Origin of the sequence: Variovorax sp. AB1(2024) (assembly GCF_037482385.2) — a bacterium.
Classification (GTDB): domain Bacteria; phylum Pseudomonadota; class Gammaproteobacteria; order Burkholderiales; family Burkholderiaceae_C; genus Variovorax.
On record NZ_JBBHKP020000001.1, the window covers coordinates 3,294,663 to 3,310,752 of the forward strand.

A 16,090-nucleotide genomic window follows, 5' to 3' on the forward strand; every position below is an offset into this window, starting at 1 on the left:
GGAGAAAGCCGCCGTGTTCCTGAAACGACTTCTCTCCAACGACATGCCGCGCAGCCGCCTTCTGGCGCTGCTGCTGGTGGTGCTGTTCCTTGCGCTGGCGTTCGCGCCTTTCATCTTCCCGGGCGTCAAGGCGCTCAGCGTCGCGGCCAAGATCCTGGTGTTCGTGGTGCTGGTGGCCAGCTTCGATCTGCTGCTGGGCTACACCGGCATCGTGAGCTTCGCGCACACGATGTTCTTCGGCATCGGTGCCTACGGCATCGCCATCTCGGCCTCGCGGCTCGGGCCCAATTGGGGCGCGGTGCTGGTGGGGCTGGGCGCCTCGCTGGCGGTCTCGCTGGTGCTGTCGTTCGCCATCGGCCTGTTCTCGCTGCGGGTGCGCGCGATCTTCTTCGCGATGATCACGCTGGCCGTGGCCTCGGCGTTCCAGACGCTGGCCTCGCAGCTGTCGGACTTCACCGGCGGCGAAGACGGCCTGACCTTCAAGCTGCCGGAGCTGATCTCGCCGAGCTTCGAGTTCTCCGAGGAGCCTTTCCTCGGCGTGTCGCTCGACGGCCGGCTGCTGTGCTACTACCTGCTTTTCGTGGCGGCGGTGGTGCTGGTGCTGGCGCTGCTGCGCATCGTGAATTCGCCGTTCGGCCGCGTGCTGCAGGCGATCCGCGAGAACGAGTTCCGCGCCGAGGCCATCGGCTACCGCGTGGTGGTGTACCGCACCACGGCCGCCGTGCTGTCGGCGCTCTTCGCCACGCTGGCCGGCGCGATGCTGGCGATCTGGCTGCGCTACAACGGGCCCGACACCTCGCTGAGCTTCGAGATCATGATCGACGTGCTGCTCATCGTGGTGATCGGCGGCATGGGCACCATCTACGGCGCGGCCATCGGCGCCGTGCTGTTCGTCATTGCGCAGAGCTACCTGCAGGACCTGCTGCGCATCGGCAACGAGGCCGCGAGCGGCCTGCCTTGGCTGGCCGCGCTGCTGTCGCCCGACCGCTGGCTGCTGTGGCTCGGCGTGCTTTTCGTGCTGTCCGTCTATTACTTTCCCACCGGCATCGTCGGCAAACTGCGAGCAAGGGCTGCGCGATGAGCGACAACAACAATCAGATTCCACTCTCGCGCTATGCGCAGCTCGCGGGCCGCGAGATCCATTGGCTTGAGTGGGGCGCCGAAGACGCACCCGTGGTCATCGCCTGGCACGGACTGGCGCGCACCGGCCGCGACATGGACGAACTGGCGCAGCACTTCGCCTCGCGCGGCTTCCGCGTGATCTGCCCCGACACCATCGGCCGCGGCCTGAGCCAATGGAGCCCGCTGCCCGACGAGGAATACAAGCTGTCGTTCTACGCACGCATCGCCAACGCGCTGTGCGACGAACTGCGGCTGGGGCGTGTGCACTGGGTCGGCACCTCGATGGGCGGCGCCATCGGCACGGTCTGCGCGTCGGGGCTTTTCGAGCCGCGCATGAAAGCGCGCATCGCGAGCCTGGTGCTCAACGACAACGCGCCCGAACTGGCCCAGCCCGCCATCGAGCGCATCCGCGCCTACGCAGGCCAGCCGCCTGCGTTCGACACGGTGGCCGAACTGGAGGCGTTCTTTCGCACCGTCTACAAGCCCTACGGCTGGCTCAGCGATGCGCAATGGCGCCGGCTGACCGAAAGCTCCACGCGCCGGCTGTCCGACGGCCGCGTCACGCCGCACTACGACCCGGCCATGGTCCGGCAGTTCAGCGCGCACGACAACGACTACCTGATCTGGCCGCACTACGACGCCATCGAGGTGCCGGTGCTGTGCCTGCGCGGCGTGGAGTCCGACTTGGTGCTGCCCGAAGTGGTCGAGCAGATGCGCCAGCGCGGTCCCGGCGCGGCCGGCCGGCTGCAGGTGATCGAAGTGCCTGCCTGCGGCCACGCGCCGGCGCTCAACGTGCCGGAACAACTGGAGCCGATCGAAGGGTTTATCCGCGCGGCCGGTCGTTGAAGCCCCGGCGGCAGGACAATCGCCGCCGCTTCATCCACAACTAGGCCTCGACCATCATGGCGCTCTCTCTGTACGACCTGTCGGTGCCCGTCTTCGCACGCGGACTCGGCCAACTCACCCATCTGCTCGACAAGAGCCTGGCGCACGCCAAGGCCAACGGCATCGACCCGGCCACGCTGGTCGAGGCGCGCCTGGCGCCCGACATGCTCACCCTGGCCGGCCAGATCCAGCGCGCCAGCGATGCCTCGAAGCTGGGCACGGCCCGCATCGCCGGCATCACCGCGCCGAGCTTTCCCGACGAGGAAAAGACCTGGGACGACCTGCTCGCCCGCATCGCGAAGACGCAGGACTTCCTCGCGAGCGTGGACCGCGCGCTGATCGACGGCCAGGAAGAGCGTCCCGTGACCATCAAGGCGCGCGAAGGCGAGGCGCATTTCACCGCGCAGCGCTACCTGCTGCAGTTCGCGCTGCCCAACTTCTTCTTCCATGTGACCACGGCCTACGACGTGCTGCGCCACAAGGGCATCCCGATCGGCAAGATGGATTACCTCGGCAAGTTCTGAGTCGCTCCCGGCCTTCACGCCGCCGGGACAAAGTTCAAATTGCCGTGACACATGCGCACGCCCGGGATGCGCCGCAAACAATCGCGCCTGACCGCTGTCGGTCTGACACAAGGAACGGGGTTGCGATCATGAAGAACATGCTGTCCAGGAGAGCGTTCTCGGGGCTCGCCGCGGGGGCGTCGGCCCTGGCTGCGGCGGCCGGTGGCGGGTGGCCGGTACGCAGTGCCCTGGCCGCGTCGCCGGGCCTGCGCGACTACGGCAAGGCCCCCGAGTTCGCGGGCATCGACAAGTGGCTCAACTCGGAGCCGCTCACGCTGAAGAGGCTGGCCGGGCAGGTGGTGCTGGTCGACTTCTGGACCTACTCGTGCATCAACTGCATCCGCACGCTGCCGCACGTGGTGAGCTGGTACGAGAAGTACAAGGACCAGGGCTTCGTGGTGGTGGGCGTGCACTCGCCCGAATTCGCCTATGAGAAGCTCACGCGCAACGTGGAAGATGCGATCCGGCGCTTCAACATTCGCTATCCGGTGGCGCAGGACAACGCCTTTGCCACCTGGAAGGCCTACGACAACCAGTACTGGCCGGCCTTCTACCTGGTCGACAGCAAGGGTCAGGTGATGCGGCAGCACTTCGGCGAGGGCGAATACGCCGAGATGGAAGCCGCGATCCAGGCGCTGCTGGCGCGCAAATCGGCGGGCTGAAGCCGCTTCAGCGCGCGGTCGACTGCGTGGGCCAGCCCGCCAGGTTGCGCTCGGCAATGCCCGCGAGCGCGGTGATCCATGCCGGGCTGTCGTTCAGGCACGGGATATAGCTGAATGTCTTGCCGCCCGCGTGCATGAAGGCCTCGCGGCCTTCCATGGCGATTTCCTCGAGCGTTTCGAGGCAGTCGGCCGGGAAGCCGGGGCACACCACGTCGACGCGCTGGATGCCGGAGGCACCGAGTTCGCGCAGCGTGGGTTCGGTGTAGGGCTCGAGCCACTTGGCGCGGCCGAAGCGCGACTGGAAGGTGACGCGGTGCTGCGCCGCCGAAAGGCCCAGTCGCTCTGCGAGCAGGCGCGCGGTTTCCAGGCATTGAGACTGGTACGGATCGCCGAGCGCGATGTTGCGCGCGGGAATGCCGTGGAAGCTCATCAGCAGCACCTCGCCGCGGCCTTCGGTCTTCCAGTGTTTCTCGATGCCTTGGGCCAGCGCCTCGATGTAGGCCGGGTCGTCGTGGAAGTCATTCACGAAGCGGAACTCCGGCAGGCGGCGTTGCTTGCGGCTCCAGTCGTTCACCGCGTCGATCACGCTGGCCGTTGTGGTGGCCGAGTATTGCGGGTAGGCCTGCAGCACCAGCACGCGGGTGACGCCCTCGGCCTGCAGCGCGTCGAGGCGCGAGGCGATCGACGGGTTGGCGTAGCGCATCGCGTCGCGCACCGTCACGCGGTGGCCGCGCTCACCGAGCCAGCCCGCCAGCAGCGTGGCCTGCTTCTGGGTGAACACCTTGAGCGGCGAGCCCTCGGGCATCCAGATGCTCGCGTACTTGGCGGCCGACTTGGCCGGGCGCACGCGCAGGATGATGCCGTGCAGGATGAGCGCCCAGATCGCCCTGGGAATCTCGACCACGCGCGGGTCGCCCAGGAAGTCTGCGAGGTAGGGGCGCACGGCGGCGGCGGTCGGTGCATCGGGCGAACCCAGGTTGCACCAGAGCACGGCGGTGCGCGGGGTGCCCGGCGGGGCGTTCTCGGGATGTGGAGGCATGCGATATTCTCGGTCATGACCTCCGCTTCGACGGCGCCAGCAGGCGCCGAACCCCTCGACCTCCAACGTATTTCCGCGATCTCGCTCGACCTCGACGACACGCTGTGGCCGATCTGGCCGACCATCGAGCGCGCAGAGGGCGTGCTCCAGGAATGGCTGCTGCGCGAGGCGCCCAAGACGGCCTCGCTGCTGCTGACGCCCGGCATTCTTCGCGAACTGCGCGAAGCCACGGCCAAGGAACGCTCCGACCTTGCGCACGACCTGAGCGCGCTGCGCCGGGAGTCGATCCGCACCGCGCTCAAGCGCGCGGGCGAAGACCCGGCGCTGGCCGATCCGGCCTTCGAGGCGTTCTTCGAAGAGCGCCAGCGCGTGACGCTGTATGAAGACGCGCTGCCCGCACTCAAGTGGCTCAGCGAACGCTATCCGCTGGTGGCCATCTCGAACGGCAACGCCGACATCCACAAGACCGGCGTCGGCCGATGGTTCCGCACCGCCTTCAATGCGCGGGCCTTCGGCAGCGGCAAGCCGCATGCGCCCATCTTCCGTGCCGCCGCGGCATCGGTCGGCTTCCTGCCCAAGGACGTGCTGCACGTGGGCGACGACGCCGAGCTCGACGTGGTCGGCGCGCTCAATGCCGGCATGCAGGCCGCCTGGCTCGTGCGCGACGAGCGGCCCTGGGTGCACGACGCCCGGCCGCAGCTGATCGTGCCGAACCTGCACGCGCTGTGCGTTGCGCTCGGCGCCTGAGGCCTTACTTGAATACCGGGCGGAAGAAGCTGCGTTCGTAACTCAGGATGCAGCGGGTTTCTTCCGCGTACTTGAAGGCGGCCTGGCATTCCGGGTCCTGCATCGAGTCGGCGCGGTACTTTTCGTAGGCGGCCAGGCTCGGGAAGGTGAACATCGCCAGCGCGACGTTGTTCGTGCCTTCCGAGGGCAGGAAGTAGCCGTGGTGCTGGCCGCCGAACTTCTCGACCAGCGGGATCCAGAGCCTGCCGTAGTGCTCGAACTCCTTGAGCTTGTAGGCGTCGACGATGTAGCGCAGGTAGCAGGTGACCATGGGTGGGGTTCCGGGAGTGAGAGGGTATTGGCGCGGCGTCTGCGCCGATTCGCGGGGCTGACTATAGTTTCCCGTCGTCCTCAACTTCTTGCGGCCTCGCGCCGGGCAGGAACCCCAAAGTGCATTTCTCGAACTGGCTCGTCTTCTGCGGCGTCACGCTGCTCGTCGCCTTCACGCCCGGACCGGCGGTGTTGCTCGCGGTCTCGAACTCGATGAGCGTGGGCCCGCGACGCGCGATGATCAGCTCGCTCGGCAATGCGACGGGGCTGTTCATGGTGTCGGCCGCGGCCATGGCCGGGCTGGGCGTGGTGCTCTCGACCTCCGCCCATGCCTTCATGCTGCTGAAGTTGGCCGGCGCGGCTTACCTGATCTACCTGGGCATCAAGCAGTGGCGCAGCCAGGGCAGCGTGTTCGCCGACCTGCAGGGCGCGCCGGCCGGTGCGGTGCCGCGTTCGGGCCTGCGCCTGTTCGGCAACGGCCTGACGGTGGCGCTGACCAACCCGAAGGGCATTCTTTTCTTCTCCGCGCTGTTCCCGCAATTCCTGACGCAGGACGCGCCGCTGGCCATGCAGTTCGTGGTGCTGACGACCACCTTCGCGACCGCCTCGGTGCTGTCGCATGCGTTCTACGTGCTGCTGGCGCGACTTCTGCGCAAGCAGCTCTCGGATCCGCGCCGCACGCGGCTGTTCAACAAGGTGTCGGGCGGGGCCTTCGTGCTGCTGGGCCTGAGCCTGCTGCGGTTGCGCAACAAGACAGCCGCCTGAGCTTCCTGTCGGGCGGTCAGTCGAGCGCGAACTGCTCGCGCAGCGCCGCGCAGAAGTCTGCGGTGCCGCTGAGCGAGAGGGTGACGGTGTCGAAGCGCGGGTTTTCTTCGCGCGTTTCCTGCAGGTCGTAGTCCCACATGGCGCCTTCGTCGAGGGCGCCGCGTACGTGCGGGAACGTGGCCTCGGCCCACGCCAGCACGACGGCAATCTCTTGCTTGACCTCGGGCGTCTTCTCGGGCGTGGTCGACGCCATCGCGTCGAAGGTGCCGTGGCCTTCGGTGTCTTCGCTGTAGTCGAAGTCGAGGTAGCGCAGTTCGGTGGTCATGGGGTCATTGCCTTTGCGGCGGCGAGGCCGCTGAGGACGGCGCCTTCGAGCGTGGCCGGGTAGGGGCCTTCGGTGTAGTCGCCGCAGGCCTGCAGGCCGGGCACGATGGCCGACGGAGGCCTGGCGAGGGCGGGTGTGCAGGCGAAGGTGGCGCGTTTCTCGACCACGGTCTGCACGAGCTGCAACCGCGTCTGGCCCAGTTGCTTGGCGGCCTGCGCGATCACCTGTTCTTCCAGCACTTCGCGCGAAGCCTCGTTGGCACTGACGACCATCGCGAGCACGCCTTGCATGCCGCCGAGCTGGCCCCGGTCGAAAGCGAACTGCGCGGGGGCGGTGGCCGGGTCGCTGCGCAGCGCCAGCATCGGTTCGGCCAGCGGCGAGGCGCCGCGCACATAGACGGTGGCAATGGCCTCGAAGCGCAGGGCCTCGGTGGTTGCGCACCAGGCATCCGCCTGCAGGCCGGATGCACGCACCAGCCGGGCGGCGTCCCACGGCGCGCAGGCCAGCACGACCTGGTCGAAGATTTCATCGTCGACGCGCCACCGGCCGCCCTCGGATGCGATGGCGCGCACGCGGGTGCCGATGCGCACCTGCGCGCCCTGTGCGGTCAGCCACCGGATGGCCGCGTCGGGAAGCAGCGCGCCCAGGTCGGCACGGGGCAGCAGCAGGTCGGCGCCGCCGCTGCCGCTGAAGAGGGCATCCTTCAGCACGCGCAGGAACACTTCGCCGCTCGACTGCCCCACGGGTGTGTTGAGCGCCGACACGCACAGCGGCTCGATCAGCTCCTTCATCACGCGCGGGGTGAGGCCGGTGCACAGGTCGGCGACCGTGGTGCTGGCGGCGCAGCGAAAGCCCGCAAGGCGCCAGCCGATGGCGGTGCGCAGCAGCGACGACTTGTCGCGCCACGTCCAGCCGCGCGCGCCGAAGATACCGGCCAGCAGGTAGAGCGGCGCGGGCAGCCGCGGCAGCTTGAGCCCGCCACCATCCGCAAAGCGCAGCGACAGCGGCAGGCGCAGCAGCACGCCGTCGACATCCACGCCGACATCGCGCATCAGCTTCAGCGTGGCGGTGTACGCGCCGATCAGGATGTGCTGCCCGTTGTCGAGCGCCAGCCCGTGCATGTCGTCGACGCGCCGCGCGCGGCCACCGGGCATATGCGCAGCTTCGAACAGCGTGACGGCATGCCCGAGCCGCGTGGCCTCGACCGCGCAGGCCAGGCCGGCCCAGCCGGCGCCGATGACGGCTGTTTTCATGCGCGCAGTGCCGCTGGCGTGGGGCCATTTCCAGGAACACCGAGGAGCCGGCTCTGCCGGGCCTCGGGTGTTGCCCCCGGTAGGGGGGTGGCGAAGCGACACGAAGTGCGCGAAGCCTGGGGGCGAGTCATATTCTGCCCAGCGCCTGGACTTTCCACGCCAGCCAGAACTTGCGCACCGGCGTCAGGCTTACGCGCTGGTTCAGCACCTGGAAATCGTCGCGTTCGATCTCGCGCAGCAGGGTGCGGTAGATGCTGGCCATCATGAGGCCCGGTTTCTGCGCGCGGCGGTCGGCCAGCGGGAGCAGGGCGAGCGCTTCGTCGTAGGCCGCGTGGGCGCGCGCGGCCTGGAACTTCATCAGCGCGACGAAGCGTTCCGAGTGCACGCGGTTCAGGATCTCGTGCGCCTTCACGTCGAACTTCTGCAGCTCGTTCACCGGCAGGTAGATGCGCCCGCGCAGGGCGTCTTCGCCCACGTCGCGCAGGATGTTGGTGAGCTGCAGCGCCAGGCCCAGCTTGTGGGCATAGGCGGTGGTCTGCGGATCGGTCTGGCCGAAGATGCGCGCCGCGACTTCGCCCACCACGCCGGCCACGAGGTGGCAGTAGCGCGCGAGTCCCTGGAAGTCGAGATAGCGGGTCTGGTCCAGGTCCATCTGGCAGCCGTCGATCACCTCGTTGAGCTGGCGCGCCTCGATGCCGTAGGCCGCGGCATGCGGCATCAGCGCCTGCATCACCGGGTGGCGGGGCGTGCCCGCGAAGGACTGGGCCACCTCGGTGCGCCACCAGGCGAGCTTGGTGGCGGCCACGCCGGGGTCGCTGACCTCGTCGACCACGTCGTCGACCTCGCGGCAGAACGCATAGAAAGCCGTGATCGCGGCGCGGCGCGGCTTGGGGAGGAACAGGAAGGCGTAATAGAAACTGCTGCCCGAGGCGGCGGCCTTGTCTTGCACGTATTGCTCGGGATTCATCGGGGAGGCGCTGCTTTCATGGGCCGTGATTGTCTCCGCATCCGCATGGCCTTCCAGAGCAGCAGGGGGGCATCGGCCTTGCCGACGGTGGGGCGCTGCGAGAAGGTGTCGAAGCCGAGGTCGACGATCTTGTCGAGGATGCGCAGCCCGCCCTGCACCACGAGCCGCAGTTCCCAGCCCGCGCGGCCGGGCAGCCGGTGCACCAGCGGCGCGCCTTCCGTCATGAGCTCGCGCGCCCAGTAAGACACCACTGCTATCAGATTGATAGCTTCCTGCGGCGGCGGGGCCGGCGACAGCGGCGCGAACACCTTGAAGTTCTCGCGCGTCAGGCCACGCCGGTCGCAGTCGGTCAGCGGGAAATAGAAACGCCCGCGCGGCAGGTCGACGCTCGGGTCCTGCCAGAAATTGATGAGCTGCAGCGCGCTGCAGATGGCGTCGCTCTGCGCCAGCGCCTGCGCGTCGTGCACGCCGTAGAGGTGCAGCAGCAGCCGGCCGACCGGGTTGGCGGAGCGGCGGCAGTAGTCGAGCAGCTCGGCGCGGTCGGCGTAGGTGCCGTGGTCGCGGGTTTTCTCGATGTCCTGCATGAAGGCGCTGAGCAGGTCGGCGAGCAGGTCTTCGGGCAGTTTGTGCTGCGCGATGCTGTGGGCCAGCGGGCCGAACACATGGGGCCAGCGCGATGACGGCAGCACCTCGCCCTGCGCGGCGGCGGCCAGTTCCTCTCGGTAGGCGCGCAGATCGGCCAGCCGCTGATCCGGCAAGGCCTCGCCTTCGTCGGCGATGTCGTCGGCGGTGCGCGCGAAGTGGTAGATCGCGGCAATGGGCGGGCGTAGGTGCGGCGGGCACAGCCAGGAGGCTACGGGGAAGTTCTCGTAGTGGGCCGGCGGGTTGGCAAGGTGGGGAGTGGCGGACACGCCACGATTGTCCGCGACGACGCAGCGCCCCGGCACTATGCTCGCAGCGTCGCCACTTTGAACTTCCTGCTTCTCATGAAAGCATCCGCACCGGCTTCCGGGTCCCAGGTTTCAGCGTACGGCGAGGCGGCGCACCCGGCGGGGCCGACGCTCATGATCGCCGCGCTGGGGGTGGTGTTCGGCGACATCGGCACTTCGCCGCTCTATGCCTTCAAGGAGACGATGAACCCCGAGCACGGCGTGCCGTTCTCGCCCGATTCGGTGCTGGGCCTGCTCTCGCTGATCTTCTGGGGGCTGATGTTCGTGGTCACGCTGAAGTACGTGGTGTTCGTGCTGCGCGCCGACCACGACGGCGAGGGCGGCATCCTGGCGCTGCAGGCGCTGGCGCGCAACGCGGTGTCGGGGCCGAAGACGAAGCCCTGGGTATGGAACGTGATCGGCATGCTCGGGCTGGTGGGCGCGGCCATGTTCTACGGCGACAGCCTGATCACGCCGGCCATCTCGGTGCTGTCGGCGGTCGAGGGCCTGGAGGTGCAGGCGCCGGTGCTGCAGAAGGCGGTGCTGCCGATCACGGTGGTGATTCTCATCGGGCTGTTCGCGGTGCAGAAGAAGGGCACGGGCGTGGTCGGCAAGGTGTTCGGGCCGGTCATGCTGCTGTGGTTCCTGATATTGGCCGCGGCCGGACTGTGGCAGGTGCTGCAGCAGCCGCAGGTGCTGGCGGCGCTCGATCCGCGCCGGGCGCTGGGCTTCCTGGTCGAACACCGGGCGCAGTCGCTGGCGGTGCTGGGCGCGGTGTTCCTGGCCTTCACGGGCGGCGAGGCGCTGTATGCCGACATGGGGCACTTCGGCGCCCGGCCGATCCGGCTCGCATGGCTGTTCATCGCGCTGCCGGGGCTGGTGCTGAACTACTTCGGGCAGGGCGCGCTGGTGCTGGCCAACCCGGCGGCCATCGACAACCCGTTCTTCCGCCTTTTCCCCGCGTGGGGCGTGCTGCCGATGGTGGTGCTGGCGGCAATGGCCACGGTCATTGCATCGCAGGCCGTGATCTCGGGCGCCTTCTCGCTCACGGCGCAGGCGATGCGCATGGGCTACCTGCCGCGCATGCGGGTGATCCAGACCTCGGGCACGGCGATCGGGCAGATCTACGTGCCCACGGTCAACTGGCTGCTGATGGTGGGGGTGCTGCTGCTGGTGCTGGGCTTCCGCAGTTCGGGCGCGCTGTCGGCGGCCTACGGCATCGCCGTGTCGATCACCATGGTGACGACCACGCTGCTGGCCGGCATCGTGGCCTGGGGGCTGTGGCGCTGGAACAAGGTGGCGGTGGTGGTCGGCGTGGCGGCCTTCGCGGTGGTCGACCTGACCTTCGTGGTGGCCAACAGTCTCAAGATTGCCGAGGGTGGCTGGCTCACGCTGGCGGTGGCGGTCGTGGTGATGGTGGTCTTCACCACCTGGGCCAAGGGCCGCCGGCTGGGCCTGGAGGCCGCCGCAGCCGAGAGCCTGCCGCTGCGGCCCTTCATCGAGTCGCTGGCGCTGCACATGCCGCACCGGGTGAGCGGCACGGCGGTGTTCCTGAACCCCGACGCCACGGCGGTGCCGCATGCGCTGCTGCACAACCTCAAGCACAACCAGGTGCTGCATGAGCAGGTCATCGTGCTGCGCGTGCTGCCCTGCGACACGCCGCGTGTCGATGCGCGCAACCGCATCGAGGCCGAGCAGCTGATGGAGGGCATATGGGTGGTCACCGCGCGGCACGGCTTCATGGAGCGGCCCGACGTGCCCGAGTTCATCCGCATCCTGGCCTACCAGAAGACGCTGGCGATCGACTCGATGAAGACCTCGTACTTCGTCTCGCGCGCCTCGGTCGGCGAGGAGAACCTGCCGGGCCTGAACCCGATACGGCGCGCGCTGTTCGGCTGGCTGCAGCGCAATGCGGGCCGGGCATCGGACTATTTCGAGCTGCCGGACAACCGGCTGGTGGAGATGGGGCAGCGTACGTAGGCGGCGGCCGGAGCCCACATCGGGTTCTAGTGACCAGCGGGTCATTGACAGTGGTTCGGGTTTATCCTAGATTACTAACCAGTGGGTCATTAATGGCCCGGTTCGTCCTCTCCTGGGTGTCTCATGACCGCCTCCGCCACTGTCTTTTCCCGCGCCCGCAGCGCCGCATGGCTGCTGCTTCCCGCCGTCTTCCTGGCCGGCTGCTCGCCTAAATCCGCAGTCGAGGACCCCGTTCGCGCGGTCAAGGTCGTGACCGTGGGGGCGAGCGAGTTCGACGCCCAGCCCGAGTTCTCCGCCGAGGTGCGGGCGCGCGTCGAGTCGCGGCTGGGCTTCCGCGTGGCGGGCAAGATCACCCGGCGCCAGGCGGAACTGGGCCAGCACGTGCAAGCCGGCCAGGTGCTGGCGCAACTCGATCCGCAGGACTACCGGCTCGCCGCCGAAGCCGCCCGCGCCCAGCAGGCCGCCGCGCTGACCAACCGTGACCTCGCGGCAGCCGACCTGAAGCGCTATCGCGAACTGCGCGAGCAGAACTTCATCAGCGGCGCCGAACTGGAACGCCGCGAAACCACCTGGAAGGCCGCGCAGGCCCAGCTCGAACAGGCGCAGGCACAGCTTTCCTCGCAGGGCAACCAGGCCAACTACACGACGCTGGTGGCCGACGTGGCCGGCATCGTCACCGCCATAGAGGCCGAGCCGGGCCAGGTGGTGCAGGCCGGCACGCCGGTCGTGCGCATCGCACAGGACGGCGCGCGCGACGTGGTGTTCGCGGTGCCGGAAGACCGCGCCACGCTCGTCAAGATCGGCTCGCCGGTCACCGTGCGCGGCTGGTCGGGCGGCAGCGAACTGCAGGGCCAGGTGCGCGAGGTGGCGGCCAGCGCCGATGCCGTGACGCGCACGTATTCGGTCAAGGTCGCGATCGACGCGGCCGCCTCGCCGCCGCTCGGCGCCACGGTCTATGCACGGCCGCAGGCGCTGGCGCACGCGACCACCGCTGTCATGAAGCTGCCGACCAGCGCGCTGCGCCAGGAGGGCAAGGGCACGGCCGTGTGGGTGCTCGACCAATCGACCATGACGGTGCGCTCGCAGGCCGTGCAGGTGGCCACGGCAGACGGCAACGAGGCCGTCATCGCCAGCGGCATCACGCCCGGCATGATGGTCGTGGCCGCCGGCGTGCACGTGCTGTCGCCGGGGCAGAAGGTCACCATCTACCAGTCGAAGGAGGCGGCCGCGGCCGCCGCCAATGCCGGCGCGAAGGCATCGGCCCAGCCCGTGGCGGCCGTCGCCGCGAGCGGCAAGGAGATCGCTGCAGGCGCAACCGGCGGTGCTGCCAAATGAGCGGCAGCCCTGCGAACCCCAACGACAAGCCCGCCGGCTTCAACCTCTCCAGATGGGCGCTGGACCACGCGCCCCTGACGCGCTACCTGATGGTGGTGCTGATGGTGCTGGGCGTGTTCGCGTACTTCCAGCTCGGGCAGGACGAAGACCCGCCGTTCACCTTCCGCGCCATGGTCGTGAAGACCTACTGGCCCGGCGCCACCGCGCAGCAGGTGGCCGAGCAGGTCACCGACAAGCTCGAGCGCACGCTGCAGGAAGCGCCTTACGCCGACAAGATCCGCAGCTATTCGAAGCCGGGCGAGTCCCAGATCATCTTCAACATCAAGGACTCGTCGAAGTCCACCGAGGTGGCGAACGTCTGGTACACGGTGCGCAAGAAGATCGGCGACATGCGCGCCACCTTGCCGGCCGGCGTGCAAGGCCCGTTCTTCAATGACGACTTCGGCGATGTCTACGGCGTGATCTACGCGCTGGAGAGCGAAGGCTTCAGCTACGCCGAGCTCAAGACGATGGCCGACGACGTGCGCCAGCAGTTGCTGCGCGTGAAAGACGTGGCCAAGGTCGACCAGTTCGGCGTGCAGGACGAGAAGGTCTACATCGAGATCTCCCAGAAGCGCCTGGCACAGCTCGGGCTCGACTTCAACGCGGTGCTGCAGCAGCTCGGCTCGCAGAACGCGGTGGAGAGCGCGGGCTCCATCTCGTCGCCGCAGGACGTGGTGCAGGTGCGCGTGGCCGGCCAGTTCACCAGCGTCGACCAGCTGCGCGACATGCCCATCCGCGGCAGCTCGGGCAGCCAGCTCAAGCTGGGCGACATCGCGGACATCCATCGCGGCTACGTCGATCCGCCGGCGGTCAAGGTGCACCACCAGGGCAAGGAAGTGATTGCGCTGGGTGTGTCGATGGCCAAGGGCGGCGACATCATCGCGCTGGGCAAGGCGCTGAAGGCCACCACCGCCACCATCGACAAGCGCCTGCCGGCCGGCGTGAAGCTGGCGCAGGTGCAGGACCAGCCGGTGTCGGTGGCCAGCTCGGTCAACGAATTCGTCGGCGTGCTGATCGAGGCCGTGGCCATCGTGCTGGCCGTGAGCATCATCTCGCTCGGGCTGCACAGGGGCGGGCGCTTCGGCTGGTACATCGACATGCGTCCCGGGCTGGTGGTGGCGATCACCATTCCGCTGGTGCTGGCGGTGACCTTCCTGGCAATGAACTACTTCGGCATCGGGCTGCACAAGATATCGCTGGGCTCGCTCATCATCGCGCTCGGCCTGCTGGTGGACGACGCCATCATCGCGGTGGAGATGATGGTGCGGAAGATGGAAGAGGGCTACGACAAGGCGCGCGCCGCCACCTACGCCTACGACGTCACGGCCAAGCCGATGCTCACGGGCACGCTCATCACGGCGGCCGGCTTCCTGCCGATCGGGTTGGCGAAATCGGTGACGGGCGAATACACCTTCGCGATCTTCGCGGTGACGGTGATCGCGCTGGTGCTGTCGTGGATCGTCTCGGTTTACTTCGTGCCGTACCTCGGCACGCTGCTGCTCAAGGTGAAGCCGCACGACCCCGATGCGCCCCCGCACGAGCTGTTCGACACGCCGTTCTACAACGCCTTCCGCCGTGCGGTGAACTGGTGCGTGCAGCACCGCTGGATGACCATCGGCGCCACCGTGCTGATCTTCGCGCTCGGCATCGTCGGCATGGGCAAGGTGCAGCAGCAGTTCTTCCCGGACTCGAGCCGGCCGGAGATCCTGGTGGACATCTGGTTCCCCGAAGGCACCTCGTTCGCCGCGAACGAGGAAGTGGCCAGGCGCGTGGAGAAGCGTTTCATGGAAGAGGCCGGCGTGAGCACGGTCAGCACCTGGATCGGCTCGGGCGTGCCGCGCTTCTACCTGCCGCTGGACCAGGTGTTCCCGCAGACCAACGTGTCGCAGCTCATCGTGCTGGCCAAGGACCTGAAGGTGCGCGAAACGCTGCGCCTGAAGCTGCCGCAGCTGCTGGCGCAGGAGTTTCCCGAGGTACGCGGCCGCGTCAAGCTGCTGCCCAACGGGCCGCCCGTGGCGTACCCGGTGCAGTTCCGCGTGATCGGACCGGACCCCGCATTGCTTCGCGGCCATGCCGACGAGGTCAAGGCAGTGCTGCGCGACAACGCCAACATGCGCGGCGTGAACGACAACTGGAACGAGTCGGTGAAGGTGATCCGCCTCGAGGTCGACCAGGCCAAGGCCCGCGCCCTGGGCGTGACCAGCCAGGCCATCGCGCAGGCATCGAAGACGATGTTCAGCGGCACCACCGTGGGCCAGTACCGCGAGAACGACCTTCTCATCGACATCGTGCTGCGCCAGGCGCCCGACGAGCGCCAGGCCATCTCGGACATCGGCAATGCCTACATCCCGACGAGTTCGGGCCGCTCGATTCCGCTCGCGCAGATCGCCAAGCCGGTGTTCACCTGGGAGCCGGGCGTGATGTGGCGCGAGAACCGCGACTACGCCATCACCGTGCAGGGCGACGTCATAGAGGGCCTGCAGGGCGCGACCGTGACCACCCAGTTGCTGCCGAAGCTGCGCGAGCTGGAGGCCGGCTGGGCCGCGGCCGGGCAGGGCGGCTATCGCATCGAGGTGGCGGGTGCCGCCGAGGAAAGCAGCAAGGGCTCGGCGTCCATCGTGGCGGGCGTGCCGATCATGCTGTTCCTGGTGTTCACGCTGCTGATGCTGCAACTGCACAGCTTCAGCCGCTCGCTGCTGGTGTTCATCACCGGGCCGATGGGCATTGCCGGCGTGGCCGGCGCGCTGCTGGTGCTGAACCGGCCGTTCGGCTTCGTCGCGCTGCTGGGCGTGATCGCGCTGATGGGCATGATCCAGCGCAATGCGGTGATCCTGATCGACCAGATCGAGATCGACCGCGCGGCGGGCGTGCCGGCGTGGGACGCGATCGTCGAGTCGGCGGTGCGGCGGCTGCGGCCTATCGTGCTGACGGCAGCTGCCGCGGTGCTGGCGATGATCCCGTTGTCGCGCAGCGTTTTCTGGGGCCCGATGGCGGTTGCGATCATGGGCGGGCTGATCGTGGCAACGGTGTTGACCCTGCTCGCGTTGCCTGCGATGTACGCCGCTGCATTCCGTGTGAAGCGCGAGCCGAAAGCGGTGCCGATTAGCGTCTAAAATAGAAAGCTGACCGATTTCAAGCGGATGGTCTTTGGCCCACGGGAATCCGTG

Annotated in this window: 15 protein-coding genes; 9 read left to right on the top strand and 6 right to left on the bottom strand. The window is 68.2% G+C overall.

What is annotated here, in order from left to right; genetic code table 11:
- Nucleotides 1-13 precede the first annotated feature (13 nt).
- The 4 genes from WIX39_RS15380 (at nt 14) to WIX39_RS15395 (ending at nt 3,232) form a co-directional block, all read left to right on the top strand.
- Nucleotides 14-1,081 carry a branched-chain amino acid ABC transporter permease gene (locus WIX39_RS15380; RefSeq protein ID WP_106937474.1) on the top strand — a complete coding sequence of 356 codons (1,068 nt, stop codon included), beginning with the start codon at nt 14-16 and terminating at the stop codon, nt 1,079-1,081.
- Entirely contained in the window at nt 1,078-1,968 is an 891-nt protein-coding gene (locus WIX39_RS15385; protein WP_409195328.1) for an alpha/beta fold hydrolase, read from the top strand. Before WIX39_RS15380 ends, WIX39_RS15385 begins: the two co-directional genes overlap by 4 nt.
- A gap of 56 nt (nt 1,969-2,024) precedes the next feature.
- Entirely contained in the window at nt 2,025-2,531 is a 507-nt protein-coding gene (locus WIX39_RS15390) for a DUF1993 domain-containing protein (protein ID WP_409195329.1), read from the top strand.
- Between the two features lie 137 nt (nt 2,532-2,668).
- Nucleotides 2,669-3,232 (top strand): thioredoxin family protein, encoded by a 564-nt coding sequence (locus tag WIX39_RS15395; protein WP_106937472.1) that lies wholly within the window; start codon nt 2,669-2,671, stop codon nt 3,230-3,232.
- A gap of 7 nt (nt 3,233-3,239) precedes the next feature.
- Here WIX39_RS15395 and hemH read toward each other — a convergent pair whose 3' ends face one another.
- On the bottom strand, nt 3,240-4,271 hold the full coding sequence (gene hemH, locus WIX39_RS15400; protein WP_081270892.1) for a ferrochelatase: 1,032 nt from the start codon (nt 4,269-4,271) through the stop codon (nt 3,240-3,242).
- A gap of 15 nt (nt 4,272-4,286) precedes the next feature.
- On the opposite strand from hemH, the gene WIX39_RS15405 reads away from it, so the two are divergent.
- On the top strand, nt 4,287-5,018 hold the full coding sequence (locus WIX39_RS15405) for an HAD family hydrolase (RefSeq protein WP_106934804.1): 732 nt from the start codon (nt 4,287-4,289) through the stop codon (nt 5,016-5,018).
- A gap of 4 nt (nt 5,019-5,022) precedes the next feature.
- Here WIX39_RS15405 and WIX39_RS15410 read toward each other — a convergent pair whose 3' ends face one another.
- A complete protein-coding gene (locus tag WIX39_RS15410; RefSeq protein WP_081270890.1) occupies nt 5,023-5,328 on the bottom strand; it encodes an NIPSNAP family protein in 306 nt (101 codons plus the stop codon).
- A gap of 119 nt (nt 5,329-5,447) precedes the next feature.
- Between WIX39_RS15410 and WIX39_RS15415 the strand changes: the two genes are divergently transcribed.
- On the top strand, nt 5,448-6,092 hold the full coding sequence (locus WIX39_RS15415; RefSeq protein WP_106934803.1) for a LysE family translocator: 645 nt from the start codon (nt 5,448-5,450) through the stop codon (nt 6,090-6,092).
- Nucleotides 6,093-6,108: 16 nt separating this feature from the next.
- On the opposite strand, the gene WIX39_RS15420 is transcribed toward WIX39_RS15415, so the two are convergent.
- The 4 genes from WIX39_RS15420 to hpnC all read right to left on the bottom strand — a co-directional run bounded on the left by WIX39_RS15420 (nt 6,109) and on the right by hpnC (nt 9,548).
- Complete coding sequence (locus WIX39_RS15420) at nt 6,109-6,417, bottom strand: hypothetical protein (RefSeq protein ID WP_106934802.1); 309 nt, start codon at nt 6,415-6,417, stop codon at nt 6,109-6,111.
- Nucleotides 6,414-7,670, bottom strand: coding sequence for a hydroxysqualene dehydroxylase HpnE (gene hpnE, locus WIX39_RS15425; RefSeq protein WP_409195330.1), 1,257 nt, complete (start codon nt 7,668-7,670; stop codon nt 6,414-6,416). Before hpnE ends, WIX39_RS15420 begins: the two co-directional genes overlap by 4 nt.
- A 127-nt stretch (nt 7,671-7,797) precedes the next feature.
- Entirely contained in the window at nt 7,798-8,637 is an 840-nt protein-coding gene (gene hpnD / locus WIX39_RS15430; protein WP_106934800.1) for a presqualene diphosphate synthase HpnD, read from the bottom strand.
- Nucleotides 8,634-9,548 carry a squalene synthase HpnC gene (gene hpnC / locus WIX39_RS15435; protein ID WP_285411772.1) on the bottom strand — a complete coding sequence of 305 codons (915 nt, stop codon included), beginning with the start codon at nt 9,546-9,548 and terminating at the stop codon, nt 8,634-8,636. Before hpnC ends, hpnD begins: the two co-directional genes overlap by 4 nt.
- A 153-nt stretch (nt 9,549-9,701) precedes the next feature.
- Here hpnC and WIX39_RS15440 point away from each other — a divergent pair, with 153 nt between their 5' ends.
- The 3 genes from WIX39_RS15440 (at nt 9,702) to WIX39_RS15450 (ending at nt 16,036) form a co-directional block, all read left to right on the top strand.
- Nucleotides 9,702-11,546, top strand: coding sequence for a potassium transporter Kup (locus WIX39_RS15440; protein ID WP_081270932.1), 1,845 nt, complete (start codon nt 9,702-9,704; stop codon nt 11,544-11,546).
- A gap of 123 nt (nt 11,547-11,669) precedes the next feature.
- Nucleotides 11,670-12,881: an efflux RND transporter periplasmic adaptor subunit gene (locus WIX39_RS15445; protein ID WP_409195331.1), complete on the top strand. Its 1,212-nt coding sequence runs from the start codon at nt 11,670-11,672 to the stop codon at nt 12,879-12,881.
- Nucleotides 12,878-16,036 (top strand): efflux RND transporter permease subunit, encoded by a 3,159-nt coding sequence (locus WIX39_RS15450; RefSeq protein ID WP_106934796.1) that lies wholly within the window; start codon nt 12,878-12,880, stop codon nt 16,034-16,036. The genes WIX39_RS15445 and WIX39_RS15450 overlap by 4 nt, the downstream gene beginning before the upstream one ends.
- The last annotated feature ends 54 nt before the right edge of the window (nt 16,037-16,090 follow it).

What these genes read in the sequence shown, in the direction of transcription:
- WIX39_RS15440 (WP_081270932.1), top strand. Translation starts at nt 9,702, where the DNA reads ATGATCGCCGCGCTGGGGGTGGTGTTCGGCGACATCGGCACTTCGCCG.
- WIX39_RS15450 (WP_106934796.1), top strand. Translation starts at nt 12,878, where the DNA reads ATGAGCGGCAGCCCTGCGAACCCCAACGACAAGCCCGCCGGCTTCAAC.
- WIX39_RS15420 (WP_106934802.1), bottom strand. Translation starts at nt 6,417, where the DNA reads ATGACCACCGAACTGCGCTACCTCGACTTCGACTACAGCGAAGACACC.
- WIX39_RS15410 (WP_081270890.1), bottom strand. Translation starts at nt 5,328, where the DNA reads ATGGTCACCTGCTACCTGCGCTACATCGTCGACGCCTACAAGCTCAAG.
- WIX39_RS15405 (WP_106934804.1), top strand. Translation starts at nt 4,287, where the DNA reads ATGACCTCCGCTTCGACGGCGCCAGCAGGCGCCGAACCCCTCGACCTC.
- WIX39_RS15385 (WP_409195328.1), top strand. Translation starts at nt 1,078, where the DNA reads ATGAGCGACAACAACAATCAGATTCCACTCTCGCGCTATGCGCAGCTC.
- WIX39_RS15390 (WP_409195329.1), top strand. Translation starts at nt 2,025, where the DNA reads ATGGCGCTCTCTCTGTACGACCTGTCGGTGCCCGTCTTCGCACGCGGA.
- hpnD (WP_106934800.1), bottom strand. Translation starts at nt 8,637, where the DNA reads ATGAATCCCGAGCAATACGTGCAAGACAAGGCCGCCGCCTCGGGCAGC.
- hpnE (WP_409195330.1), bottom strand. Translation starts at nt 7,670, where the DNA reads ATGAAAACAGCCGTCATCGGCGCCGGCTGGGCCGGCCTGGCCTGCGCG.
- hemH (WP_081270892.1), bottom strand. Translation starts at nt 4,271, where the DNA reads ATGCCTCCACATCCCGAGAACGCCCCGCCGGGCACCCCGCGCACCGCC.
- WIX39_RS15445 (WP_409195331.1), top strand. Translation starts at nt 11,670, where the DNA reads ATGACCGCCTCCGCCACTGTCTTTTCCCGCGCCCGCAGCGCCGCATGG.
- WIX39_RS15395 (WP_106937472.1), top strand. Translation starts at nt 2,669, where the DNA reads ATGCTGTCCAGGAGAGCGTTCTCGGGGCTCGCCGCGGGGGCGTCGGCC.